Raw genomic sequence first — 26657 nt, forward strand, 5'->3', positions numbered from 1 at the left:
TATGTCACAATAATAGGAAAGGCTGTATTGGATGAAAGTATTTTCAGGCATTAATGATAAATTAGGAATAGATATGGGGTCTTCTCAAATCCGTATTTATTCCGATAAAAGGGTGATTTTGGAAGAAGCAAGCTGTGCAGCTTTAGAAGATAATAGCGGAAAAATCTTGGGGTTTGGCACAGATGCCATTATACGTAGTCATTCTTCTAGTGGAGATTGCCGTATCGAATGGACTATTAGGAATGGGATTATGGTGGATTATGAAATAACGAAAAAGATGCTTCGTTATTTTATTAATAAAGCTATTCGGCATTCCGTTAGCCGCCCCACAGTTATGATGGCAACACCCTGTGAAATCAGTTCCGTTGTTCGACATGCATTAGTGGATGCGCTTGCACATGCGGGGGCACAGCAAATATTTTTATTGTCAGCACCCGCTGCGGCGGCTATTGGTGCTGGTGTAATTATTGATACGCCAGAAGCTGTTTTATCCACTGTTATTGGCAAGGATGTTACAGACTGCGGCATTTATTGTGCAGGCGGAGTTGTTGAAGAACATGGGATTTCTTTCGGGGGGAAAACCATTGATGAAGGTATCCGCAGGTTTGTCCAGGCGAAATATCACTTGATGATCGGAATGACACAGGCGGAACAGTTGAAACGGGAATGGATATCGGTGGTACATACCGGAGAATCTCGTACGTTTACCATTAGAGGAAGACGTATAGCTGACGGCGTTGAAATTATACTGGAGTTAACTGAACGAAATTTATCACCGATTATGCAGCGTATTTTGCAGCCGGTCGTACAACTGATAAAGAAAGTGATGCGTGCGGCAACACCTGAAATGGCTGAAGATTTATTGAAAAATGGTATGATTTTATCTGGGGGGACTGCGAAATTATCCGGAATAGATGAGTGGATTGCTTCACAGATAGGGGTTCCTGTTTTTGTGGCGGATGAACCGGAAAATGTGGTGGCCAAAGGCTGCTGTTTGGCATTAGGCAATGCAGTTAGATTGCCGATGCTTGTGGAAAGTGGCGAAAAATATTACGGAGGGATATAATGATCTTTTTTGGAAAGAGAAAGATTTTATTAACCATCTTTATTTTTATCTTGATGGCATTAGGTGGATGGTTTTGGCGCCATCGGGAATCGGTGCCCTTTGTCTCTCAACCACTGTCTACTGCGGTAACACCGTTTCAGTATAGCATGAGTCATACGGCAACTTGGGGAAAAATTGGAATAAAAATTATAGATCAATCTTTTAGCAATTGGAGTGATTTGGAGCGCCTGAAAAGAGAAAATGAAAGCTTGAAAGCAGAGCAATCTCGATACAGTGGAATTCTTGCGGAAAATATTCGGTTAAGACACCTCCTTAAATTCAGAGAGGGGTATACGCAATTTAATCTGCTGGGTGCATCTGTAATTGGTCGGGATTACGGGACATGGACAAATACCATGGTTATAGATTGTGGTGTAAATCAAGGTTTGAAGAAATACATGCCTGTTATAGTGCCGGAGGGCCTTGTGGGTTTTGTCAGTGAAGTATATACGGAATCGGCAAGAGTACAGCTCCTTATTGATCCCAGAACGATGGTAGGGGGCATTATTCAGCGGCCGGCTTCTCGTGTAGCCTCAATGGTATCTGGAAATACAGGGAAATTAGGGGTTTTGTCTTTTGTAAATATAGTCAAAGAAGATGATGTTATAAAAGGGGATGTGGTTATTACCTCTGGGTATGGAGGTGTATATCCCAAAGGTTTGGTCATCGGAAGCATTCAGCAAGTTACGGATGATTCCGGGAAGCTATCTTTAGATGCAGATATTAAACCCGCTGTGGACTTTGGTCATTTGGAAGAGGTCTTTGTTATTATGGATTCTATCCGTAAAACACTACCACAGAATATTGATACGGAAGTTATTCAGCGTGAGCCCCCAATGAATCCTAACCTTCATCAAGCGGGAGCTGAAAATGAATAAAGAATTATTAATCGGGTTATGTATATTTTTTTCTATATTACAGGGATCTGTCATTCCATTTTTCTTTGACGGGATATCGCAACCGGATCTTTGGCTCGTCTTTATTATTATTTCTGCGATGGTGTTTCCAGTTAAATATGCATATGTACTGTCTATAGTTGGTGGATTGGTGCAGGATTTAATTATTGGGAATTTTTTTGGTCTGCATCTGCTGGCCTATATAGTGATTACCTTTATTTTTGTTAAATTTGTCAAAGGGAAATATAATCGCAATTGGTATGTTTCTGTAATTTCCGTAATCGTGGGCTCTTTAGCATTTATGGGTATTTCCACGCTGGTAATGTGGATTGCCGGTGTACCGTTGGTATCATTTTTATACTTGCTTTATATTGGAGTTCCTTTTATTGGATATAATGCAGTATGTGCATTTTTACTGCATCGACCATTATGGTATTTTAAAATTGAGGGAGAATCTCGGTGGTAATGAAAAGACGTGTACCGGGAATACTTGAAAATCTGTTGAAAAATAAGGAAGAAACGCGATATGCAAATTTAGCATATGTGTCAATTGTTTTGTTGACAATTTTGAGCTTTCGTTTATTTTTTATGCAGATCATAGAGGGATCTTACTATAAACAAGAGGCGGATGGGAATAGAATTCGGACTTTACCGATTATTGCTTCAAGAGGAGTAATGTATGACAGAAATGGAATCTTAATGGTAGGCTCACGTGCTTCATACGGCATAACAATGCCCGTAGATCGAAAGAAGAATAGCCTTCCGGAAACAGAGCTGCGAAATCTGGCGAATCTTTTGAAAACATCACCGGCCATGTTACAAAAAAAGATAGAGGATAATAAAGCTATTTTTGGTGCGATTTATCTTGCTAAAGATGTAAGCCTTGATGTGGCGACGGAAATTGAAGAAAAGAAAAATGATTACCCGGATATTGAAGTGGAAGTCCAGCCGGTAAGAGTGTATCCTTTTGGAAATGCCGGTGCTCAAATGCTTGGGTATGTAGGGGAAGCAGGTCCCGAAGATGTAGATAAAAACGGTAGACCTTACGCATCAAGCACATTGATAGGAAGGGCTGGTTTAGAATGGCAATACAATCAATATTTAGAAGGTACAAACGGGTCTAAAGTAATAGAAGTGAATGCTGCAGGTCAGCCGGTAAATTATACAGGCGGTGCAGCTGCCATATCGGGAAATAATATAAGATTAACCGTAGATTCTGCTTTACAGCGTGCGGCTGAAAATGCGGTGGAAGCGCAGGTAAACATTCTCCATGGAATGGGGATATTTCCTACTGGAGCATCTGTTGTGGCAGTAGATCCCAATAGCGGCGCCATATTAGCAATGGTGAGCTGGCCAAGCTTTGATCCAAATCAGTTCAGTCGTGGTATTTCTTCCGAGGAATGGGATAAAATCATCAATAATAAAAACCATCCTCTGCAAAACAGAAATATCTCTTCTATGTATCCGCCGGGATCAACTTTTAAAGTTATTACCGGCGCTACTGCATTGGAGGCGAAGATGGTCACGCCTGAAGAAAAGATATTTGATAATGGAAGGCATTGGCTTATTGATAAAAGAAATTCTGAAGGAGAGGCTTTCGGTTGGGTAGATTTTTATGATGCCATGGCAAAGTCTGATAATGTATATTTTTACGAGATGGGACGGCGCGTAGGCATTGACCGATTGGCGGCTATGTCTCGTGATTTTGGCCTGGGGCAACTGACGGGAATTGACTTAACTGGCGAAGTCGAAGGGAATGTGGCCAGTGAAGAATATAAAAAAAAGATATTTGGTCAAGATTGGTATTTAGGGGAAACTTTTGATGCGGCTATTGGACAAAGTTTCACTCTGACGACTCCTCTGCAGATGGCAATGGTTTATTCGGCGCTTGCAAATGGAGGATTTAAATATCAACCATATTTAGTAAGCCGTGTGGATCATTTGGATGGTACGCCGAAAAAAATCTTTTCACCTAAACGTATAGGCAGCTTACCATTGTCAAAAGCTACTATGGATGTGGTTTGTGAAGCTCTCCGCCGCGTTATGCAAAAGGGCGGTACTGGTGGAAATTTATTTGAAAATTATCCGATTTCTATTGCGGGGAAGTCCGGCACAGCAGAAACAAATGGGTTGGATAATGGGTGGTTTATTGCTTACGGTCCTTTTGAGAAACCGGAAATCGTTATTGCATGTATGTTTGAACATGCCGGATTCGGTGCTGATTCTGCTGCGCCGGTAGTAAAAAAAGTGATGGATGCGTATTTTCATTTTGGCGAATATGCATTTGCAAAAGATAGAAGTGGTGCAGTTTTGAGAAAGAAAGGCAATTGATAATGACACAAGTGCTATCTGTGATTTCTGGCAAAGGGGGAGTAGGGAAAACCCTTTTAACGGCTGCTTTGGGTATTCAGCTATCAAGAATGGGGAAAAAGGTTCTTTTAATTGATGGCGATATGGGACTTCGGAATCTGGATTTGATTCTGGGTGTAGAAAATGAATGTTTTTACAATATATGGGATTTAGCACAGGGGAAATGTTTTATAAGGGATGCGATTCTATCCATTGATGAGAATTTATATTTTCTTTCCGCTTCACAAGGTGAAACTTGGGAAGAAATATCTTCTGACGCTATAAATACGGTTTTGGAAGATATAGATGAAATTTATGATTTCATTCTTATCGATTGTCCGGCAGGAATAGGAGCGGGAATAAAGTTCGCGGCTAAGATTTCTGATTTTGCAATAATAGTTTTAGCACCATCCTGGGCATCGAAGCGGAATGCAGAAAAAATGATTTTGATGATGCCGGAGAATGTACATTCCTACATTGTGTTGAATCAATTTAGCGAAGGCAATGATAAGATTAGTTTTGAGGAAATGATGACATGTATTGATGAGGACATATTTGGAGGAGTAATCCCCTTTTCACGGATTGCGACACAATTGTCACATTATGGAGAATTGCAAACATATCGCAATGACTGTGCATTTGCAGATGCCTTACAATGTGTGATAAATGTAGTTTTTAAGGGACGGGAATATCCCATATCCCGATGGCGATATATACTCCATGCTGCAAAAAAGGAAAATGGTGTTGCTTTGAAAGGTAGCGAATCTATCTTAAAAAAACGTCCGATATTTTCTTGGGATCGGAACAGAATGGCGTATAAATGGCGCCATAGGAGATAATTTATGAATCTAATCCGTTATTTAAGAAGAGTTGACAGTACGTTGTTTCTGACAGTAATCAGTTTGGGCATTATTTGTCTAATGATCATTGGAAGTGCGACTCATGCCAATGTACATGGATATCCGGAACGGTATGATTTTATTCTGAAACAAGGAATATTTCTTGTTTTGGGGATTATCATATCAGGATTTACATTGAAATATGACTATCGCATATTATACAAATGGGCTCCAACTTTATTCGTGATTAACGCATTGTCATTGATAGTGGTTAAATTTGCGGGAACAAGTGCATTGGGGGCACAACGGTGGATACAGATCGGATCATTTACTTTACAGCCGTCTGAATTTGCCAAATTATTTATGATTATTTGCCTGGCGCGATTATTATCAAACCGTAAACAGGAATATAAAACATGGAGAAGCCTGCTTCCTGTGGCAGGATTGATGACACTTCCGACATTTCTGATTTTCATACAGCCTGATTTAGGAACGAGTTTAGTGTTTTGTGCCATCACTTTAGGAATGTTGTATATTTGTGGATTGAGTATAAAATTGGTGAAACAGGCATTAATCGGATTATTAGTCATCTCACCTATAGTTTGGTTCTTTGTTCTCCACGAATATCAAAAAATGAGGCTTCTTGTTTTATTTAACCCCAATGTGGATCCATATGGCTCGGGATATCATGTGATTCAATCAAAAATTTCGATAGGCAGCGGTGGATTTATAGGACAGGGATTATTTTCTGGAACGCAGAGCCAATTGGATTTTTTACCGGAAAATCATACAGATTTTATTTTTTCTGTTATTGGTGAAGAATTAGGCTTTGTAGGCTCGATTTTTGTTATATTTCTATACTTTTTATTACTATACAGGACGTTAGTTATTGCAAAATCTTCCGAAGATATTTTCGGCAGTCTTTTAGCTTGCGGCATTTTTTCTATGTGGTTATTCCAAGTGTTTATCAATGTAGGAATGACACTTGGAATCATGCCTGTTACAGGGATTCCTCTTCCCTTTATGAGTTATGGTGGAAGTGCATTGCTTATGAATTTATTTTGTGTCGGAATATTAATGAACGTTTACCTTCGTCGCAAGAAAATGATGTTTGAGTAGGGAGAATGTCTATGAATCCTGTAAAAATTGATCCGGTTTGGTTGATGCATGTACAAAAGCCGGCAAGATATATCGGGGGAGAATGGAACAGCATCGTTAAGAACCATGATTCTATTGATGTAAAGGTAGCATTGGCTTTTCCTGATGTATACGAAGTAGCTATGAGTCATTTGGGGCTTAAGATTATTTATAGTGTAATCAATTCAAAATCCTATGCTTTGGCAGAGCGTGTATATGCGCCATGGATAGACATGGAAAAGATGATGCGTGAAAGAGGAATACCTCTGTTCTCTTTAGAAAATAAGTGCCCTATACATGATTTTGATGTATTGGGATTTACTATGCCCTATGAGATGAGTTATACGAATGTGCTGAATATGATTGATCTTGCGAAAATCCCCGTGTTGTCTAAAGATCGGAGCGACAATGATCCGATTGTAATCAGTGGGGGACCTTGCGTTTATAATGCGGAACCTATGTGTGATTTTATTGATGTATTTTTTATTGGTGAAGCAGAAGAGTCTATCTGTGAGATGCTGGAATTGATTCGGAATTGGAAAAAAGATGGAAAACCGGGGGGGCGGAAAGAAATCATTAGAAGAATGGCTGCGATAGAGGGGTGCTATGTGCCGTCATTATATGAGGTCTCTTATTATGAAAATGGTATATTCCGTTCTATAAGTCCTATAATTTCTAATGTACAATTCCCTATACAAAAACGTGTTATTTGTGATATGGATCGTGTTCATATAGATGATAAACCGATTTTACCGCATATTGAGATTGTTCATGACCGCGCGGTGCTTGAAATGTTTCGCGGTTGCAGCAGAGGATGCCGATTTTGCCAGGCGGGGATGATCTATAGACCTGTACGGGAAAAAACAGAAAAGCGTTTGCAGGAATTAGCGGACACCTTAATCAGACGAACAGGATATAATGAAATTTCATTGATGTCACTCTCGTCAGCCGATTATTCCCGTCTTCCGGAGCTTGTGGATCACCTTCTGGAAACCTTTAAAAATCGCAGAGTCAGTGTTAGCCTTCCTTCGCTTCGTGTAGATAGCTTTTCTATCGATATTGCAAAAAAAGTGCAGCAGGTTAGGAAGAGCGGGCTTACACTGGCGCCGGAGGCAGGGACACAAAGGTTGAGAAATGTAATCAATAAGGGGGTGACAGAAAAGGATATCATGGGCGCCTGTGCAAATGCTTTTAGAAATGGATGGAGCAAAGTTAAGTTATATTTTATGATGGGATTGCCGACAGAAACGGATGAAGACTTAGCAGGAATTGCGAGCTTAGCGCTTCGAATAAAAGATCTCTATCATGAAATTCGTGGGAAATATGATTGTCGTGTAACTGTCAGTGTGTCAAGTTTTGTACCAAAACCCTTTACACCTTTTCAATGGATGCCACAATGCAGTGTGGCGGAAATTGAAAGAAAACAGCAATATTTAAAGGATTTGTTCAGAGACAAGCATATTAAGTACGCTTATCATGATGCGAAAACCGGATATTTGGAAGCGGTACTTGCAAGAGGTGACCGTCAATTGGGGAAAGTAATTTTAAAAGCATGGAAAAAAGGATGTACATACGATAGTTGGACGGAATTTTTCAATTATGATAAGTGGATAGAATGTTTCCATGAATGTAATATAGATCCTGATCTTTATGCAAATCGTCCTAGAAATGAATTTGAGCAGGAACCTTGGGATCATATCGACTGTGGCGTAACAAAAGACTATCTTAGAAAAGAATGGAAAATGGCACAAAAAGGTTTGCTTACCCATGATTGCCGGCATCTGCCGTGTAATGGCTGTGCTGTATGCCCATTGTTGGATGTGAAGCTGATCGATCATAAGGAGGACGTACCCGGTGAAAAGGCTGTTTTTATCTATAAGCAAGGGTGAAGAGCTCAGATTTTTAGGTCATTTGGATATGCTTCGTACCATGGAGCGAGCTGTGATTCGCTCCGGAATTCCTATTGCTTTTTCTGAAGGATTTAATCCTCATATGAAGATAGCCTTTGATGCAGCACTTGGAGTAGGAGTGACGGCAGATCCTCTGTATTTGGAAATGAAATTGGAAAAAGATTTTTTACCCGAAAAAGTTTCTGCACTACTTACCCCGCAACTGCCCAAAGGGGTCATGCTTCATAAAATCAAAGAAGTCGGCCTTGACAGTGGGAAACTTGTTACATTTCTAAATGAAGATGTATATGAGATGGAAGGTCCGGTTGATAGGAAAAAAGATATTTTACAAACAGAGAAAAATATTGCAGAGTTTAACGCATTAGATTCCTTTATCTATGAACGGGTTACTCCTAAGAAGGTAAGGCAAATGGATGTGAAGCCCATGATTATTCAGCCGATGAGAGTGAAGATACAGGGGAATCGTGTATATCTAAATTTTTCTCTTGCCCGTTCTCAGTCAGGGAGTGTACAACCTAAAGATATATGGAAAATGTTGGCAGAATTTTTTAATATGCCATGGATACCGGATGCCTTTATTTGCTCAAGAACCGGAACGTATTATTATGACGGCATTCGGAGAATTACACCTTTTTCTGAAGGTATATTTTTTTAGGATTTAGTTTGATAAAGAATCAATGGAGGATAAATGAATCGAGTTATTCTGTCTGATAGTACTGATGAAACGATTCTTGCGGTGACTAGGCAGCATAAATTAGTTGATTTAGAAATAGAACAGCAGATTAATACAGAAATAGTCGGATGTATTTATAAGGGAATTGTCAAAAATATTGTGCCTGCAGTAGATGGTATTTTTGTGGACATTGGAATTGGCAAAAATGCTTTTTTGCGAAGAAAGGATTTACTCAATGAAAAGAGATTTCCGACCGAAGGAAGCCCAATTCTTGCACAGGTTATTAAAAGTGATACAGATATGAAGGGCGCCCTTATTACAGAAAAGATCAGTATGTTGGGAAAGTATGCGGTGACATTGTCAGGAACGGGTTATATAGGCGTTTCTAAAAAGATTAGGTCAGAATCCGTTCGTAAGAGGTTAAAGGAAATAGGAAAAGAAATATGTGCTGAGCATATGGGACTAATTATAAGAACTGCGGCTGAAAACGCGGATATGGATGAATTCAGAAAAGACATTACCCGTCTTAAAGAAAATTGGGATATTATCCAAAAACGGTTCCGGATGGAAAAGTCACCAACACTCCTGTATAGAGAAAGTGATATTATAGTCAAAGCACTTCGTGATTATGTTAATAAAGGAACGGAAATCCTAATTACTGATAACAGAAAGATATATGAACGAATTTGCAAATTAAATGAGAGCGAGCATACGATTGAGCCCGACAAGATATCACTTTATAAAGAAAGGATGCCGCTTTTAAAGAAAGAGGAGATTGAAGAACAAATACATCTCCTATTTAAACGCCGGGTAGAATTACCTTCGGGTGGATCGTTGATTATTGAAGACACAGAAGCTTTGACCGTGATTGATGTGAATTCCGGTGCGTTTAACCGGCAGGGGATTCCACATGAAGAAGCTGTGTACTTGATTAATCAAGAAGCTGCTATTGAAATTGCTCGACAGGTTCGGCTTCGCGGTATTGGCGGTATGATTTTAATTGATTTTATTGATATGCAAAAAGAAAATCAGAAAAAGGATATAGTCGGAATACTGCAACGCGAATTAAAAAAGGATAAAGTAAAATCCATTGTCTGCGGTATGACATCTTTGGGACTGGTTGAAATGACACGAAAAAGAACTACTCACAGCTTGATAAAGAATTATTGTGATATATGTCCGATTTGTAATGGTACAGGCCATATTTTATCGGTACAATCGGTAATTCAGCAGATCCACCGGGAACTGGAGACGGTAAAACGATATGGCGGAGCTCGGGATCTGGTAATCCGATGTCACCCTGAAGTAGCAGCACGGCTTAAGGAAGAACAGAAGGCGGGATATTTTATGAAATATTTTAACAGGGAAATTATGATTGAAGAAAATGATCATTTAAATCGTGAAGTATATAGTGTATTATCTTCATTAAAATAACGGAGGGGAAATGGTTACAGAAATTCATTCAGAACGGGATTTTGAAAGAGAAGTTGTGGAGAAAAAAGGGTTTACTCTACTTGCCTGCAGGGCGGCATGGTGTAGATATTGTAAGGTAATGCTGCCGACAGTAGAGGCCGCCGCAGAAGATTTCAAAGGGCAGATGTCTTTTGTGTCTATGGATATAGATGAGATGGAAAATTTAGCAGAACCGTTAGGGCTGGTAGGTGTACCAACCTATTTGATTTTCAAGGATGGAAGAGAAGTAGGCCGGATTATTGGATATAATCAGAAAAAAACGTTTTATGATGAAGTGGATAAAATTTTGGGTAATAAAGAGAAATAAATACCCTCGTATAGGATATTCTTTGAAATTAGAAAAGTGGGAAATGGGTTATATAGAATATATTGATTTTCCTTGCATTCCCCGTTTTCATTTGATATAATAACAAGGAATTATTTCTAATAGTGAAATGAGGTGCAACAAGTGAAAAAGGAAATACATCCGGATTATCATCCTGTCGTGTTCCGCGATATCGGTGCTGACTATTCCTTTCTGACCCGTTCTACAGCAACATCTAACCAGACTGTAAAGTGGGAAGATGGTAATGAATATCCGCTGATTAATATTGATATCAGCAGTAAATCTCATCCGTTCTATACTGGACAGCAGCGTTTTGGAAAAGCTCGCGGTCGTATTGAAAAATTCAATAGGCGTTATGGGAAAACAGCAGAATAAGATGAAGAGCAGGGTCGTGATGCCCCTGTTTTTTATTGCTTTTTTGCGTGGCAAATTCTGTGATATACTTGTTACGGTAATGTTTTATAGTGGTTATATTATGATTATGTCAAAGAATTAAAGCTTTTATTTGCAGGAGATACAATGCAGACAAATAAATTAGATGCCATGGAAGCGCGGTTTCGCAGTCTTGAAGATCAATTAAGCGATCCATCGGTAATTTCCAATCAAAATAAATGGCGGACACTTTCTAAGGAACATTCCGATCTTGGGGAAATTGTAACACTATATCGTTCATATAAAAAGGTAGATAAGACTTGTAAGGAAGCAGTGAATATTCTGGAGGATAAATCCCAGTCTGACCTTCATGAGCTTGCTAAAGAAGAACTTAAAGAAGCTGAGAAAATGAAAAACGAATTAGATAAACAAATTCATTTCCTTCTGATTCCCAAAGATCCGAACGACGGTAAAAATGTTATTTTAGAAATTCGTGCAGGAACAGGCGGTGAGGAGGCTGCCTTATTTGCAGCGGATCTCCTAAAGATGTATCTGAAGTTTGCTGAAAATAAAGGTTGGAGAGTGGAATTGGCCGATGCAAATGAAACAGATTTAGGCGGCTTCAGAGAGGTTACCTGTATCATTTATGGTAAAAATGCTTATTCTTTATTGAAGTTTGAAAGTGGAGTGCATCGTGTACAGCGTATCCCGGCGACAGAAAGTCAGGGGAGGGTACACACCTCAGCTGTTACGGTAGCGGTTTTGCCGGAAGTGGAAAATGTAGATATTGATATTAACAGAGACGATTTAAGGATAGACGTTTATCGTGCATCTGGTGCAGGCGGACAGCATATTAATAAGACCTCGTCGGCAATACGCATTACACATATTCCGTCAGGGATGGTGGTGACCTGCCAGAATGAGCGGAGCCAGCGCCAGAATAAAGAAAAGGCATTGCAGATTCTAAAAGCCCGGTTATATGACCGAGCTGTGCGGGAATCGCAGGATAAGACAGCGGCAGATAGAAAAGGACAGGTGGGTTCTGGGGATCGGTCTGAACGTATACGTACCTATAATTTTCCACAGGGGCGGGTAACGGATCATCGTGTTAATGTCAGCGTTTATCAGCTGGATAATTTTTTAAACGGAAATATGGATGGTATTTTAGATGTACTTATAGAGGCGGATTTAACAAAGCGTATGAAAGAGGGCGAGGGGAGTGGCCGATAATTCTGTCTGGACAATCAAGAAGATCTTGATTTGGACTACCGGGTATTTCGAAAAACACGGAATAGATTCAGCAAGGCTTGACTCAGAGATTTTACTTTCACATGTATTGGGAAAAAGTAGGATTTATTTGTATACGGAGTTTGAACGAATTCTAGCCGCAAAGGAATTGGCACTTTTTAAAAAATATATACAAAAGAGGATTGAAGGATTTTCTGCTGCTGCTATCATTGGCAAAAAAGAATTCATGGGGTTAACGCTTAAAGTAAATGAACAGGTTCTTATTCCGCGTCCGGATACGGAAACATGGCTGGAAAAGGTAATTCAATACTACAGGAATGAAACAGGCCTTAAGGTGGCAGATCTTGGAACGGGAAGTGGGGCAATCCTTGTTGGATTCTTATACTATTGCAGAGATGCGGTTGGTGTAGGTGTTGATATTTCTACAGAGGCATTAAAAATAGCGGAAGAGAACGGTCAGAACTTAAAACTAACGGATCGTGTGGAATGGAGACAAGGCGATTATCTAAAGGCTTTTGATGAAGAGGATATCTTTGATGGTATTTTTAGTAATCCTCCATATATTCCGACTAAGGATATAGGTGGACTTCCGGGGGAAGTAAAACATGAACCGCGATTGGCTCTTGATGGAGGAACTGACGGTCTTTATTTTTATCACCTTTTAGCGAAAGGCGCTGCGGAACATCTAAAGCCTGGAGGATTTCTTGCTGTTGAATTCGGTATTGGACAGGCTACAGATATTTTAGAGATGTTTCGGAAATCAGCACAGTATGAAGATTTCGAAGTCATCAAAGATTATGGCGGTATAGAGCGTGCTCTGTATTGCAGAAAGAAGTAAAGATGATTACAAAGAAAATAATAGTGGATCAAAGCTATTATAATGATAAGGTAAAAAGGCTTGGTGAAGTCATCCGTGCCGGCGGACTGGTGGCATTTCCCACTGAAACGGTATATGGTCTTGGAGGGAATGCACTGGATAAAGAGGCTGCTAAAAAAATTTATATGGCCAAAGGACGGCCGTCTGACAATCCTCTGATTGTGCATGTGGCAGATATATCTGAGGTCAGTACATATGTAAAACGGATATTGCCGTTAGAAAAAAGGCTGATGGAAGCTTTTTGGCCTGGTCCTCTAACTATCGTATTTCCGAAAAAAGATATTGTTCCTATGGCAACTTCTGGTGGATTGCGGACAATTGCTATTAGATGTCCTGCTCATGAGGCTGCGAGAGCATTGATTCGTGCAGCCGGTGTGCCTATTGCAGGTCCGAGTGCAAATATCTCAACAAAACCAAGCCCTACAACGGCGGATGCTGTTCTTCATGATATGGATGGAAGAATAGAATTTGTGATTGATGGCGGTGATTCCTTAATCGGATTGGAGTCTACCGTAATCGCGGTCGAAAACGGGAAAATAATCATATACAGACCGGGAGGGATTACACGGGATATGTTGGAGGCATTCGCTCCAACAGAACTTGATACTGCAATTACTGCCGAACAGGAGCATCCAAAGGCTCCGGGAATGAAATATAGGCACTATGCCCCTTCCGCACCGTTAACAGTTTATGCCGGAAACATAGAAGCCGTTGAGTCTGAAATTTTGTCATTTGCAAATAAGGGCAAAGGGAAATTTGGCTTTTTTGTCAGCCAAGAAACAGCGGAAAAAATTCCTGCTGGAAATATTATTTTTGTCTGGGGAAGACGGGGGAATAAAAAAGAATTGGCACATAATTTATTTCAGGGACTACTATTCTTCAATAACCATCCTGTTGACCACATTATCGGCGAAGGTACAGATGGTGGAGGGATTGGTATGGCAATCATGAATAGATTGACGAAAGCGTCCGGAACTCATATCATAAATATGAATTAAAAACACATCTTAAGCAAAAATTTATAGCAGTCCCCATTTACATATTGCGCAAGGTAATAGGTGGATGGTGTTAAGTGTGTAATAGTTATTCATGAAATGGGAGAGATTTTTATGCGAGTAGCGATAGCGAGTGATCATGGCGGATACCGGTTAAAGGAGCGGTTGAAAAAATATTTGAAAAATAAGGATATAGATTGTATAGACTGCGGAACAGATAGTGAAGATTCTTGCGACTATCCTGATTTTGCACAGAAAGCATGCGGTCTTGTCCAAGCCCAAACAGTCAATTTTGCGATTCTAATTTGTGGGACAGGAATTGGAATGAGCATTGCTGCAAATAAAATGATGGGTATTCGTGCCGCGCTTTGCGGCGATGAATTTTCAGCTCATTATACAAGAGCACATAATAATGCGAATGTACTGACTCTTGGAGCAAGAGTTATAGGAGAGGGTTTGGCAGAAAATATTGTTGATATTTTTTTAAACAGTTCTTTTGAAGGCGGAAGACATGCCAGGCGTATAGATAAAATTACAGAAATTGAAAGGATGAAATCATGTACGAATCTTTAAAGCGAGAAGCAGCCGAAGCTTTTGAAGAGTTATGCGAGTCCGGAAATTTAAAGCGAGGAAACTTGATCGTTATTGGCGGCTCATCAAGCGAAATTCGCGGCGGACATATTGGAAAAGATAGCTCTTATGAAGTAGGCACGGCGGTTGTTTCAACCTTGATTGAAAAGGCGGATGAAAAAGGTTTGCATCTGGCATTTCAATGCTGTGAACATTTAAATCGTGCACTTATTATAGAGCGAAAAATTGCGGATGAATTAGGCTATGAAGAAGTAACAGTAGTGCCATGGCTTCATGCAGGTGGTGCATTTTCTACAAATGCTTATTATACATTTAAAGATCCGGCAGCGGTCCTTCAAATAAAAGCAGATGCTGGATTAGATATAGGCCTCACTATGATTGGGATGCATCTGAAGCGGGTTGCGGTTCCTGTGAGACTTAAAAATAATAAAATTGGTGAAGCATTAGTGGTTGCTGCTCGGACCAGACCACCGTTGATTGGCGGGGAGCGGGCCCATTATAGAAGGGAAAAGGGGGTAAAAGTATGATAAATTATCATTTGAAAGACGGAGATAAAGAGGTCTATGCGATTATACAAGAGGAATTAAATCGACAGAGAAACAAACTGGAAATGATAGCCTCTGAAAATATAGTAAGTTATGCGGTGATGGAAGCACAGGGCAGTGTCCTTACCAATAAGTATGCGGAAGGATATCCCGGGAAACGCTATTATGGCGGTTGTGAGTATGTGGATAAATTAGAACAGCTGGCAATCGATCGTGCAAGAGAGCTTTTTGGTGCCGATCATGTAAATGTACAGCCTCATTCTGGTTCACAGGCTAATTTTGCTGTTTATTACGGATTGCTTAACCCTGGTGATACGGTTTTAGGGATGAATTTGACCGATGGCGGACATTTAACACACGGCAGTCCTGTCAATGTATCTGGAAATTATTTTAATGTACTTCCTTATGGTGTTAGAGAAGATGATGAACTTTTAGATTATGACGCTATGGAAAAATTGGCAAAAGAAGTACATCCCAAAATGATTATTGGAGGAACTTCTGCCTATTCACGTATTATTGATTTTGAAAGAATGGCTGCTGTTGCACATGAAGTTGGCGCATTACTGATGATTGATATGGCACATTTTGCGGGACTGGTTGCAGGGGGAGAATATCCAAGTCCGGTGCCGTGGGCCGATATTGTTACAACGACAACGCATAAGACTCTTCGCGGACCGCGAGGAGGGATTATTATGTGTAAGGAAGAATATGCGAAAGCGATTGATAAAGCTGTTTTCCCCGGCATGCAGGGGGGACCGTTGGAACACGTCATAGCAGCGAAAGCGGTCGCCTTTGGGGAAGATCTCTCACCGGCATTCAAAGAATATGCGAAGCAGGTAAAGAAAAATGAAAAAGTTTTATCTGATGAGTTGCAAAATCGTGGAATTCGTGTAATTTCTGGTGGCACTGATACACATGTGCTGTTGGCGGATATGAGAGCGATTGGAATTACCGGCAAGACAGCGCAAACTGTTCTTGACGAAATTGGCATTACCGCAAATAAAAATACGATTCCTTTTGAAACATTATCTCCTTTTGTAACAAGCGGTATTCGTCTTGGATCTCCTGCCTTGACTACAAGAGGGTTTGTTGAGGAAGATTTTAAAGAAATTGCGGATATTATCAGTACAGTGGTTAAGAATACCGATAAAGATGAAGTCAAAAAATCATGTGCTGAAAGAGTGTCAGTTCTTTGTAAAAAATACCCACTTTATGATGAAATTTAGTTGATGGTGCGATATTGAAATAAATTCTTTATGGTATAAGCCTGGTCTAGTTATTAGTTATCGATATAACAACTGGATCAGGTTTCTTTTTCGTCTTATTTACTTAAAAGGGTGGTAGGAAAATAATCTTATTTTGATATCAATAGCTTTTTTTATCAGATGGAGGATGATAGAATAAATATTATCGATATGTATGCTGGTATTTTGCTCACTTTTTGTGGATGAGAAAATAAGATTCTTAATGTGAATAGATATAGGAGGTTCTTATGAATAGAAAATTTCTGATGATTATACTGATTATTTTTCTTATTATAGGTGGGGGCAGTTACTGCCTTTATAATTGGAATAGCCAAGAGAAAAAAGATACTTATACGCTGGGGAAAGTAAGTCGTTCTGATATCGGAATGATTGTTGATGCGACAGGTACCATCAAGCCTGTTAACAGTGTAAAATTATCCGCTACTGCTTCAGGCACATTGGAACATGTTTATGTAAAACAAAATGAGACTGTTACCAAAGGGCAGATTTTAGCAACTATTGAATCGAAATCCTTAACATCTACAATGGAGCAGGCGAAAAATACATTGGAGAATAAAAGGTCATATTACAATCGCTTGAATAGTCTTTATGAGCAAGGCGCTGTTGCATATCAGACCATGGATGATGCGAGATTATCTTATTTGAACGCACAGGCAGCTTATACCAAGGCACAAGCTGATGTTAATGACACAGTGATTACCTCGCCCCTGGATGGAGTAATAATTGGTGAACCGATGCAGGAAGGTGAAACCGTATCTCAGGGATTGTCGAGCCAAATGGTCATTGTTACAGTAGCAGATCTCTCAGCCATGAAAATAGAACTCTTGGTAGATGAAACGGATATCGGAGAAGTTGCCATTGGACAGATAGTATCCTTCACGGTGGATGCTTATCCAGGAAGGATCTTTCATGGAACAGTCAGTGATATTTCCAAAAAAGAATATTCTTCCTCTTCCACTTCATCCAGTTCTTCAGTTGTATATTACACCGTCTATGTATCAATTAATGCGGATGAATTATCCGGTCTCTATCCGTCAATGACAGCTCGTGCAGAAATTATGGGAAGAGAAAGTAAAGATGCATTGGTTATTCCGGTGACTGCACTTCGGAGTGATGCGACAGGTTCCTATGTATACGTAAAAGATGGAAATGATGTGACTAAAGTATATGTTAAAACCGGAATTACGACAGATAAAGAGGTAGAGATTATTTCCGGGTTGAATGAAAATGACCAAATTGTTGTCAGTGGGACTGTGAGCCAGGAAACCTCATCTACTCGAGTGGCTAAATCACAACATGGGGGACCGGGGTTCTAATTATGAAAGAGAAAGAAACAGCGGCGGAAGAGACCGTTATAAAATTAGAACATATATGTAAAAGCTATTACATCGGAACACAGGAGGTTCCGGTATTAACTGATATTCAGCTGACCATCAATAAAGGATCGTTTATATCTATTATGGGACCATCAGGAGCCGGAAAATCCACACTGATGAATATTCTTGGATGTCTGGATAGACCTACAAAAGGTTCTTATCAGTTAGACGGGGAAGAGGTTGCTACTTTAGATGACGCGAGACTTGCTTTTACACGAAATCAAAAGATAGGATTTGTATTTCAAAGTTTCAATCTATTACCTCGGTTATCTGCGTTGGATAACGTGATTCTTCCCATGATTTACGGAAATGTATATAAAAATGAAAGAAAACAGCGGGCGCAGAGAATGCTTGAGGCTGTTGGTTTAGGAGATCGTATACACCATATGCCTGCTGAAATGTCAGGAGGACAGCGCCAGCGTGTTGCGATTGCCCGTTCACTTATTAATGATCCTTCTATAATCATGGCAGATGAACCAACCGGCAATTTAGACAGCAAGTCAACAAAAGAAGTCATGGAAATTTTTTCAAATTTATATCAATCCGGGAAAACGGTTATCTTAGTGACTCATGAGTTAGGCGTGGCTAATTATGCTGAAAGACATGTAATTCTTTCTGATGGACATATCAGTAAAGATATAAGAGGAAAATTAGAATGACAAATATTTATTTTGAAAGCATACTGATGGCTTTTGACTCAATTTTCAGTAATAAAATGCGATCGCTTCTGACGATGTTGGGAATTATTATTGGTGTAGCAGCTGTAATAGCCTTGATGTCATTGGGATACGGCGTTCGTGCGGATATTGAAAATAATATCGCAAGTCTTGGTTCCAATCAGATTACTATTATTCCGGGAACATCAAGAAAGCCTGGGGTTAGACCTGCAGCCGGTTCTATGCAAAGTTTGACTTATAAAGACTATCTGGCAGTCAGGAATTTACCTAATGTATCTAACGCGGCACCATTAGTAAGTAACAGCTATGTAGTAGTCAGTGGTAATAAGAATTGGACAACAAATGTTTATGGTGTAACATCGGATTATTTATCTATTTCTGATTTGAAAATAGCGGAGGGACGCTATTGGAATGAACAGGAGTATACTGGCCGCGAACGAGTCTGTGTAATTGGTAAAACGGTAGCAACAGGCCTTTTTGGATCAGAGTCACCGGTCGGGCAAAAAATTAGAATTAAAGGGAATCCGTTTACAGTTATTGGCGTGTTGGAAAGTAAAGGTTACTCATTCATAGATCAGGATGATCGGATACTCAGTCCATTTACCACTGTTCAGGAACGTATGATGGGGATTACTTATGTAAGCAGAATTGTACTTACTGCTGATGACAGTAATGTTTTACCACAGATTGAGGCGGATGTAACTAATTTGCTTCGGACCCGCCACCGTATTGTTATTGGTAAAGAAGATGACTTTAACATTCAGAACTCTCAAGATTTACTTGAAACTATGGAATCAACTACACAGACTTTAACTGTTTTTCTTGGAAGTATAGCTGCAATTTCCCTTTTGGTCGGTGGTATCGGAATTATGAATATTATGCTGGTATCTGTGACTGAACGTACCAGGGAAATTGGTATACGAAAGGCGATTGGTGCGACTTACCATATGATTATTGTCCAGTTCTTGATTGAATCCATTACGGTAAGCATTGCCGGTGGTTTAATTGGAATTATTGTAGGTGTGTCGATAGCGCTATTGATTCCACACATAGTCGGTATGTCTTCTGTTATCTCTCCTCTGCCGATTATAGGATCTTTCCTGTTTTCGGTTATTATTGGTTTAGTTTTTGGATTGTATCCTGCGCAGAAGGCAGCAAAACTAAATCCAATTGACGCACTACACTATGAGTAAAGGCGCATTGCCGTATGTACAGGCATCAGACCTTTTACTGAGTTATAATACTAAGTTATAATTTTGTAAGAATATTACTCTGTTAAATATTGAAATGGAAAAACGTTATTTATCTGCTATAATAATAAACGATGTTTCAGCGAATCTTGTGTATTGGGGAGGAATAGATGGATTTTTCAGTAGATGTAAAACAACAGGAATTAATAGCCCTGGCGAAAACAATTGCCGAAAAAGAAATTGCGCCGCGTGCTCTTCGGATTGACAAAAGCGGAGTCATGGATGAAGAGTTGCTGGAGATTCTGAAGGAATCCGGAATGACACAATTGTCTGTGCCGAAAGAATATGGCGGAGCAGGGATAGATTTGCTGACAGGTGCTTTAATCAGTGAACAATTATCAAAAGGATGTGCCGGTGTTGCTACAATTTGTGCAGCAAATTCTCTGGCGTCATTCCCTATTCTTTTTGCGGGGAGTGATATGCAGAAGAGGGATTTATTTGACTGTCTAAACCGGGGAGGAATGGCATGTTTTGCGTTAACAGAGCCCGGAGCAGGCTCTGATGCAGGAGCGGTTTCCTGTCGTGCTGAAAAAGTTGAAGGCGGCTATATTTTAAATGGGACAAAATGTTTTATCACAAATGCTCCTATTGCTGACAAGATTACTCTTTTTGCCAATACAAGAGAAGGAGGCGGAATCAGAGGTCTTACTGTATTTCTTGTAGATGCTGATACAAAAGGAATTTCCATTGGCAAAGAAGAGGATAAGATGGGGATCCGTGCTTCAGCGACGGCTGAAGTTATTTTTGAGGACTGCTTTGTACCGGATTCTGCGCGAGTAGGAAAAGAAGGACGCGGATTTATGATTGCTATGCAGACGCTGCAGATGTCACGTCCTGTTGTTGCGGCTATTTCAGTTGGGATTGCCCAGGCTGCGATTGAGGCTGCTGTGGCATATTCTCACCACAGAAAACAGTTTGGCGTAAAAATTGCAACTTTTGAAATGGTGCAGCAGATGATTGCCGATATGGTTATGAAAACTGAGGCGGCCAGAATCCTTACTTATAAAGCATGTGTTGCACAAATGAATAAAGATAAAAAAGCCGGATTATATTCCGCCATGTCAAAGTGTTTTGCATCGGATACAGCAATGGAAGTAACAACGACTGCCGTACAAGTTATGGGAGGTAATGGTTATTCCAGAGAGAACCCGGTGGAAAAATATATGCGTGATGCAAAAATTATGCAGATTTATGAAGGTACGAATCAGGTACAAAGGTTAGTTATTGCTAATGAAACAACATTTTAATCATACTTAATTATTAGTGAATCAAGGTATTATTGCAGCATCTTGACATTTATATTCATGATGCTACAATAATTTTATATTATCATTTGTAATGATGAAGAGAGGTTTTCTTTTAATCCATTCAGGGAGTCGGTGATAGTGGGACACCGGTGGGATAGGGATTTCCATTTCACTTCGGAGCATTCTGCTGAATAGAGTAGGCTGAACGTAAAGCTGCGTTAAAGTTTTCAAGTGAGAAATCAGGGTGGTACCGCGAAATGAACTTCGCCCCTTTAGGGGGGGAGTTTTTTATTTTGGATTTTTTTAGTTTTTTTGAATGTTAAAAAAGAGATCATCTGTAACGTGAAGGGGGAATGAAAGATGGCTGAACTGGAGAAACTACGGGTAAAGGCACTGGGGCTTCTCAATAATTGCCGAGATAATATTGCGTCAAAAGAAGCATCTGCAGCAATAAGAAGTCAAATGGTAGGAATTCTTGGTGATTTGAAGAAATACCAAGGGGAAGAAAAATTTTCGTTGAACGAGATTACGGAACGAATCCAAACGTATATTATCGAATTTATGAAAGACGAATTAAAGAGATTAAAATCTGATGCAGAGGCACAGATTCGTATATGCATTGATGAAAAAGAGCTTCAGGATACTAAAGTGGCATTTCTCGGAAAAAGAGGGAAATTAACGTCTATTCTCCGCGGGATGAAAGATTTATCCGAATCGGAACGCCCTGTTATGGGAGCTCTTGCCAATACAATCAGGGAAACGGTTGAGAAGCAATTCACCGAAAAACTGGAAGAATTGAAAGCAAAAAAACTTGAAGAAAAAATCAGAAGTGAAATAGTTGATATAACACTTCCTGCACGTCACCAAAGGTCAGGACATATTCATCCACTTGATAAGGCTTTACGTGAAATTATGAAATCATTTATTCGAATGGGGTATTCTGTAGAAGAGGGCCCTGAGATTGAAGAAGATTTTTATAATTTCGAGTGCTTGAATTTACCTAAAGACCACCCTGCCCGCGATATGCAGGATTCATTTTATATTACTCCTGAAATTTTACTTCGTACTCACACATCTCCTGTGCAGGTTCGGACACTTCGAAAGCATATACCTAATTCACCAATCAGAATGATTGCACCGGGAAAAGTTTTTCGGTGGGATAATGATGCAACCCATTCTCCAGTATTTCATCAGGTAGAAGGATTGGTTGTTGATAAGGGCATTAAATTTTCTGATTTAAAAGGGACTTTGGAAATATTTCTGAAGGATTTGTTTGGGGCTGATACAAAAATTCGTTTTCGTGCGAGTTATTTTCCTTTTACAGAGCCTTCAGCAGAAGTTGATATTTCCTTTGCTTCCAGAACACATTCTGAAAGTAATGATCCCGATTGGCTTGAAATACTTGGCTGCGGTATGGTGCACAACATGGTTCTGAAATTAAATGGATATGATCCAAACATTGTAAGTGGGTTTGCTTTTGGTATGGGAATTGAGCGCATTGCTATGTTGCTTTATGGAATTGATGATCTCAGAAATTTCTATGAAAATGATATCAGATTCTTGGAACAGTTCTGATCGGGAGGAGAGAAAATGAATGTTTCTTTAAAATGGTTGGGAACGCTTGTTGATATAAAAGGTCTTGATCCGGAAGAAATGGCAGAGACTCTGACGATAGATGGAATACCAGTTGAACGTGTCATTTATCCTGGGAAAGGGATTAGTGGGGTTGTTACCGGAAAGATCTTATCGGTCGAAAAGCATCCTAACGCAGATAAGCTGGTTATTTGCCATGTGGATGTTGGCAGACCAGATTCCATTCAAATTGTAACGGGGGCAAATAATGTAAAGGAAGGATTGATTGTTCCCGTAGCATTAGATGGAGCGCATGTGCCTGCAAAACATGATGCTGGAACCCCTGGCGGACTAAAGTATGGTGATATAAAAATCAAAGCGGGTGAACTTCGTGGCGTGAAATCGGCAGGAATGATGTGTTCCTGTAGTGAACTTGGTTTGGACGAGAATTTATTCCCCGGTGTCAATAAGGAAGGAATTATGATTCTTCCTGCAGATACGCAAGTGGGGGTCGACTTTCATACTTTGTATGATTTGGATGATGTGATTTTTGAAATGGAATTAACTGCTAATCGTGCAGATTGTTTTAGTATGATTGGAATGGCGCTTGAAGTAGGTGCTGTTTTCAAAAGAAAAGTAACGCTTCCTTTTATAAATGTGGCTGAAAGTGGAATGCCTATCCAGGGGCGTGCTGCTGTACATATTTCTGATGCTAGATATTGTAAACGTTTTTGCGGACGTTTGATGGAAAATATAAAAATGGGTCGTTCTCCGATGTGGATGGAGAACCGTTTGCGCAGTAATGGAATTCGACCAATCAATAATATTGTGGATGCAGCGAATTATGTTATGCTTGAAATTGGACAACCGCTCCATACTTATGATTATGATAAAGTAGAAGGAAATGAATTGACCTGTCGGTTTGCAGGTGAGAAAGAAAACTTAAAAACTCTGGATGGCGTTGAACGTATTTTGCATCATACGGATCTTGTTATAGCAGACAAAGCAGGAAATCCTGTTTGTATTGCTGGCGTAATGGGGGGACTTGACTCGGAAATTACTGATAAAACAAAGAGTGTATTTCTGGAAGCGGCAGTGTTTGATAGTGCTTCGGTGCGAAGAACGTCACGGCGGATAGGTCTGCGTTCCGAAGCTTCCGGTCGATATGAAAAAGGAATCAATCCCGCAAGAACAGAAATGGCAATTAATCGGATTTGCCAGTTGCTGATAGAGCAAGGTGCATGTACCGTTGCTCCGGGGCTGTTGGACGAATACCCCATCAAATCAGAACCGCAAATTATCAATACCACAATAGATGAAATTAATGACTATATCGGGATCAAATTAAGTAAAAATGAAATGATTGACATCCTTGAGAGTCTCCACTTTTCAGTGGCGGAAGATAATGGGAAAATACGCGTAACAGTTCCTGATTTCCGTATGGATTTGTATGGAATGCCGGATCTAGCGGAAGAGGTAGCACGTGTATATGGATATTCTAATATACCGATTACCACACCATGGAGCGCGGTCACCAAGGGGATTATGAGTCCATCGCAAGAAGTTCTTTTCAAGGTTACTGATATTCTTGTGGAGAATGGATTATCTCAAGTTGTTAATTACAGCTTCATGGATAAGAATGATTTGAAAAAATTGAATTTCCCTGAAGATAGCAGCGTGTATAATGCTATTTCAATCATGAATCCAATCTCGGATGAATATCCAGATATGAGAACATCATTGCTGCCCGGGCTAATGCATACTCTGCAATACAATCTTTCAAAGAAAAATGATCAGGTAGCTATCTTTGAATATGGACATATTTATGAACCTAAAAGATTTCCATTAGATGAACTTCCCAAAGAATATAGTCTTATTTCAGGACTTATGTGTGGAGGGCCTGCAGAAAATGGATATCCTAATGATCAGAGAGAATATGATTTCTTTGACATCAAGGCAGTTATGGAGAATGTTCTCTCAGCATTATCTATTCGTGATTATAAGATCAGACGTACGAATTATCCTGTTTTCCATCCCGGAGTATCAGCAGAATTTGTAAAAAATGATGTGATTCTTGCACGATTTGGTGAATTACATCCGGCAGTGCTTGATAAATGGAATATAAAAAGAATAGTTTACGGATTCACGATTTCCCTGCCGGATATTATGATTTTTGCAGGAGCTGCGACTAACTATAAAAAAATTCCAAAATTTCCTTCTGCGGAAAGAGATCTTGCGGTTCTTGTACCGGAACAGTTATCAAATGAAAATATCGAAAATATTATTCGGCAGGCTGGGAATAAACATCTGGAAAAATTATATCTTTTTGATCTTTATCAGGGAAAACAGGTACCGGCCGGATTTAAATCTATGGCGTACCGATTGAGTTTCAGAGCGTCAGATCGAACTTTAACTGATGCGGAAGTAGATAATTGGATTGAAACAATCGTAATAAGCTTAGGGAAAGTAAACGTGGTTCTTAGAACATAAGACATGAAAAAAGAAAGCGGTTATTGGCTGTTTTCTTTTTTCATATCTTATTATGTATTTCCAGTTTCTGCAAAAAAAGATGGTATTTGTTATAATGAGGTAAATTTTTGATTGAGGGAAAATAATTATGAGTGATTATGTAGGAAAACATCTTCTTGTAGATTGCTATGGGTGTAAGAAGGAAATACTCTTATCCTCAGCGGAGATCTTAAATACAATGTCTGATAGTGCGGTATATCTAGGGCTTAATGTGGAAGATACTTATTTCCATGATGGTGAAGAAGAAATCACGGTATCTGCCTATGGTCCACGATCACATATTTGTATTCATGCCTATCCGGATATGGGATATGTAGCAATAGATATCTATAGTTTTGATCCGGAACTTATTCCGGCAAAAACCATGAAAGCCATCCGTGCATTATTGAAACCGGAACGTATTCGTGCTACTTCTGTGAAACGAGGGGATATGAGTGCTATTACGGATATGAAACCGATAACAGAATCTAAGACAACTGCATTACGTAAGTTTAGAAATACAGGAAATCGAATCAATAAGGCCGGAAAGAAGGTGGCACATTATATTGTTCAGAAACGCGAAAAAAGAGATGGATTAGGTCCGGAATGAGGAGAAGAGTATTACGCTCAATAAACGGTAGGTTTTCGTTTGACACCAGTTCTGTTTCTTAGTATAATAATTAAGTCATTGTACAGGGTGCTGTGATGCAACCGCTCGTAACCGGCCCAGTAAATGCTTTGTTATGAAGCTGCCGTATACGGCGAGTATAGTATGAAGGAGGTGCACACGTGTACGCAATCATAAAAACAGGTGGAAAGCAGTACTGCGTTGAGGAAGGCAAAATTATTACTGTTGAGAAACTGGATGTAGCTGCAGGTGATGAAGTAACTTTTGAAGAAGTTCTTCTTATATCCGGTGATGCGGTTAAGATTGGACAACCAACTGTTGCGGGGGCTAAAGTTACTGCTAAGGTTCTTGCACAGGGCAAAGAAAAGAAAATCCGTATTTTTAAGTACAAAGCAAAATCCAATTATCGTCGTCGCCAGGGACATCGCCAGCCATTTACGAAAGTACAGATTGAAAAAATTGAAGGCTGATGATTACCGTTACTATGTATCTGAGTGCCGGAGAATTCTGTAAAGGGTTTACAATTAAAGGTCATGCCGACAGTTATGTCGGAGATAGCCAGTATGATCTTGTTTGTGCGGCTGTATCCGCAGTCACGCTGACATGTGCATTGGGACTTCGTGATATCCTTGGAAAACAGGGCACTTATGATTCTGAGAATGGATTTATGAGTGTAAACATTGCAGATAAGGCTGATGAGCAATCAGAACTTCTTGTAAAGACAATGTTGCAGGGACTCAAAATGATTCAGGAAAAATATCCTGATACTATTAAATTGATAAATGTAAAGGGGTGAATT

At 39.7% G+C, this 26657-nt stretch carries 26 protein-coding genes and 1 other annotated feature; all 26 genes read left to right on the forward strand.

Annotation, left to right across the window (positions count from 1 at the left end):
• Nucleotides 1-31 precede the first annotated feature (31 nt).
• The 26 genes from GCWU000321_RS00545 (at nucleotide 32) to GCWU000321_RS00670 (ending at nucleotide 26654) form a co-directional block, all read left to right on the forward strand.
• The gene (locus GCWU000321_RS00545) at nucleotides 32-1066 is read left to right on the forward strand and encodes a rod shape-determining protein (RefSeq protein ID WP_007069107.1); all 1035 of its coding nucleotides are present in this window, start codon (nucleotides 32-34) and stop codon (nucleotides 1064-1066) included.
• Nucleotides 1066-1983 (forward strand): rod shape-determining protein MreC, encoded by a 918-nt coding sequence (gene mreC, locus GCWU000321_RS00550; protein WP_007069108.1) that lies wholly within the window; start codon nucleotides 1066-1068, stop codon nucleotides 1981-1983. Before GCWU000321_RS00545 ends, mreC begins: the two co-directional genes overlap by 1 nt.
• Nucleotides 1976-2467 carry a rod shape-determining protein MreD gene (gene mreD / locus GCWU000321_RS00555; protein WP_007069109.1) on the forward strand — a complete coding sequence of 164 codons (492 nt, stop codon included), beginning with the start codon at nucleotides 1976-1978 and terminating at the stop codon, nucleotides 2465-2467. Before mreC ends, mreD begins: the two co-directional genes overlap by 8 nt.
• A complete protein-coding gene (gene mrdA, locus GCWU000321_RS00560) occupies nucleotides 2467-4332 on the forward strand; it encodes a penicillin-binding protein 2 (protein ID WP_007069110.1) in 1866 nt (621 codons plus the stop codon). Before mreD ends, mrdA begins: the two co-directional genes overlap by 1 nt.
• A 2-nt stretch (nucleotides 4333-4334) precedes the next feature.
• Entirely contained in the window at nucleotides 4335-5189 is an 855-nt protein-coding gene (locus tag GCWU000321_RS00565) for an AAA family ATPase (protein ID WP_007069111.1), read from the forward strand.
• A gap of 3 nt (nucleotides 5190-5192) precedes the next feature.
• Complete coding sequence (gene rodA / locus GCWU000321_RS00570; protein ID WP_040381045.1) at nucleotides 5193-6308, forward strand: rod shape-determining protein RodA; 1116 nt, start codon at nucleotides 5193-5195, stop codon at nucleotides 6306-6308.
• An 11-nt stretch (nucleotides 6309-6319) separates the two neighbouring features.
• Nucleotides 6320-8215: a TIGR03960 family B12-binding radical SAM protein gene (locus tag GCWU000321_RS00575; protein ID WP_007069113.1), complete on the forward strand. Its 1896-nt coding sequence runs from the start codon at nucleotides 6320-6322 to the stop codon at nucleotides 8213-8215.
• The gene (locus GCWU000321_RS00580; protein WP_040381046.1) at nucleotides 8181-8891 is read left to right on the forward strand and encodes a TIGR03936 family radical SAM-associated protein; all 711 of its coding nucleotides are present in this window, start codon (nucleotides 8181-8183) and stop codon (nucleotides 8889-8891) included. The genes GCWU000321_RS00575 and GCWU000321_RS00580 overlap by 35 nt, the downstream gene beginning before the upstream one ends.
• A 33-nt stretch (nucleotides 8892-8924) precedes the next feature.
• A complete protein-coding gene (locus GCWU000321_RS00585; RefSeq protein WP_007069115.1) occupies nucleotides 8925-10343 on the forward strand; it encodes an Rne/Rng family ribonuclease in 1419 nt (472 codons plus the stop codon).
• Nucleotides 10344-10353: 10 nt separating this feature from the next.
• Nucleotides 10354-10689: a thioredoxin family protein gene (locus GCWU000321_RS00590; protein WP_007069116.1), complete on the forward strand. Its 336-nt coding sequence runs from the start codon at nucleotides 10354-10356 to the stop codon at nucleotides 10687-10689.
• Nucleotides 10690-10830: 141 nt separating this feature from the next.
• Nucleotides 10831-11082, forward strand: coding sequence for a type B 50S ribosomal protein L31 (locus tag GCWU000321_RS00595; RefSeq protein ID WP_007069117.1), 252 nt, complete (start codon nucleotides 10831-10833; stop codon nucleotides 11080-11082).
• 144 nt (nucleotides 11083-11226) lie between these two features.
• Nucleotides 11227-12309 (forward strand): peptide chain release factor 1, encoded by a 1083-nt coding sequence (prfA, locus tag GCWU000321_RS00600; protein WP_007069118.1) that lies wholly within the window; start codon nucleotides 11227-11229, stop codon nucleotides 12307-12309.
• A complete protein-coding gene (gene prmC / locus GCWU000321_RS00605; protein ID WP_007069119.1) occupies nucleotides 12299-13165 on the forward strand; it encodes a peptide chain release factor N(5)-glutamine methyltransferase in 867 nt (288 codons plus the stop codon). Before prfA ends, prmC begins: the two co-directional genes overlap by 11 nt.
• 2 nt (nucleotides 13166-13167) lie before the next feature.
• Complete coding sequence (locus GCWU000321_RS00610) at nucleotides 13168-14202, forward strand: L-threonylcarbamoyladenylate synthase (RefSeq protein ID WP_040381047.1); 1035 nt, start codon at nucleotides 13168-13170, stop codon at nucleotides 14200-14202.
• Between the two features lie 111 nt (nucleotides 14203-14313).
• Entirely contained in the window at nucleotides 14314-14772 is a 459-nt protein-coding gene (gene rpiB / locus GCWU000321_RS00615; protein ID WP_022026863.1) for a ribose 5-phosphate isomerase B, read from the forward strand.
• Entirely contained in the window at nucleotides 14757-15317 is a 561-nt protein-coding gene (locus GCWU000321_RS00620) for a TIGR01440 family protein (RefSeq protein WP_007069122.1), read from the forward strand. The genes rpiB and GCWU000321_RS00620 overlap by 16 nt, the downstream gene beginning before the upstream one ends.
• The gene (gene glyA / locus GCWU000321_RS00625) at nucleotides 15314-16561 is read left to right on the forward strand and encodes a serine hydroxymethyltransferase (RefSeq protein WP_007069123.1); all 1248 of its coding nucleotides are present in this window, start codon (nucleotides 15314-15316) and stop codon (nucleotides 16559-16561) included. The genes GCWU000321_RS00620 and glyA overlap by 4 nt, the downstream gene beginning before the upstream one ends.
• Before the next feature lie 266 nt (nucleotides 16562-16827).
• Nucleotides 16828-17916 carry an efflux RND transporter periplasmic adaptor subunit gene (locus GCWU000321_RS00630; protein WP_007069124.1) on the forward strand — a complete coding sequence of 363 codons (1089 nt, stop codon included), beginning with the start codon at nucleotides 16828-16830 and terminating at the stop codon, nucleotides 17914-17916.
• A 2-nt stretch (nucleotides 17917-17918) separates the two neighbouring features.
• Nucleotides 17919-18635, forward strand: a complete 717-nt coding sequence (locus tag GCWU000321_RS00635) for an ABC transporter ATP-binding protein (protein WP_007069125.1) — start codon at nucleotides 17919-17921, stop codon at nucleotides 18633-18635.
• Nucleotides 18632-19846, forward strand: a complete 1215-nt coding sequence (locus tag GCWU000321_RS00640; RefSeq protein WP_007069126.1) for an ABC transporter permease — start codon at nucleotides 18632-18634, stop codon at nucleotides 19844-19846. Before GCWU000321_RS00635 ends, GCWU000321_RS00640 begins: the two co-directional genes overlap by 4 nt.
• Before the next feature lie 167 nt (nucleotides 19847-20013).
• On the forward strand, nucleotides 20014-21150 hold the full coding sequence (locus tag GCWU000321_RS00645) for an acyl-CoA dehydrogenase family protein (protein WP_007069127.1): 1137 nt from the start codon (nucleotides 20014-20016) through the stop codon (nucleotides 21148-21150).
• A 561-nt stretch (nucleotides 21151-21711) separates the two neighbouring features.
• Nucleotides 21712-22725: a phenylalanine--tRNA ligase subunit alpha gene (pheS, locus tag GCWU000321_RS00650; protein ID WP_040381676.1), complete on the forward strand. Its 1014-nt coding sequence runs from the start codon at nucleotides 21712-21714 to the stop codon at nucleotides 22723-22725.
• 15 nt (nucleotides 22726-22740) lie between these two features.
• Complete coding sequence (pheT, locus tag GCWU000321_RS00655; protein ID WP_007069129.1) at nucleotides 22741-25212, forward strand: phenylalanine--tRNA ligase subunit beta; 2472 nt, start codon at nucleotides 22741-22743, stop codon at nucleotides 25210-25212.
• A 127-nt stretch (nucleotides 25213-25339) separates the two neighbouring features.
• Nucleotides 25340-25840 carry an S-adenosylmethionine decarboxylase gene (gene speD / locus GCWU000321_RS00660; protein ID WP_007069130.1) on the forward strand — a complete coding sequence of 167 codons (501 nt, stop codon included), beginning with the start codon at nucleotides 25340-25342 and terminating at the stop codon, nucleotides 25838-25840.
• A gap of 89 nt (nucleotides 25841-25929) precedes the next feature.
• Nucleotides 25930-26003, forward strand: a sequence feature (ribosomal protein L21 leader region).
• A gap of 16 nt (nucleotides 26004-26019) precedes the next feature.
• Nucleotides 26020-26328 (forward strand): 50S ribosomal protein L21, encoded by a 309-nt coding sequence (gene rplU, locus GCWU000321_RS00665; protein WP_007069131.1) that lies wholly within the window; start codon nucleotides 26020-26022, stop codon nucleotides 26326-26328.
• Nucleotides 26328-26654 (forward strand): ribosomal-processing cysteine protease Prp, encoded by a 327-nt coding sequence (locus GCWU000321_RS00670; RefSeq protein WP_007069132.1) that lies wholly within the window; start codon nucleotides 26328-26330, stop codon nucleotides 26652-26654. The genes rplU and GCWU000321_RS00670 overlap by 1 nt, the downstream gene beginning before the upstream one ends.
• Nucleotides 26655-26657 lie beyond the last annotated feature (3 nt).

This window comes from Dialister invisus DSM 15470, assembly GCF_000160055.1.
In the GTDB taxonomy this organism is placed as follows: domain Bacteria; phylum Bacillota; class Negativicutes; order Veillonellales; family Dialisteraceae; genus Dialister; species Dialister invisus.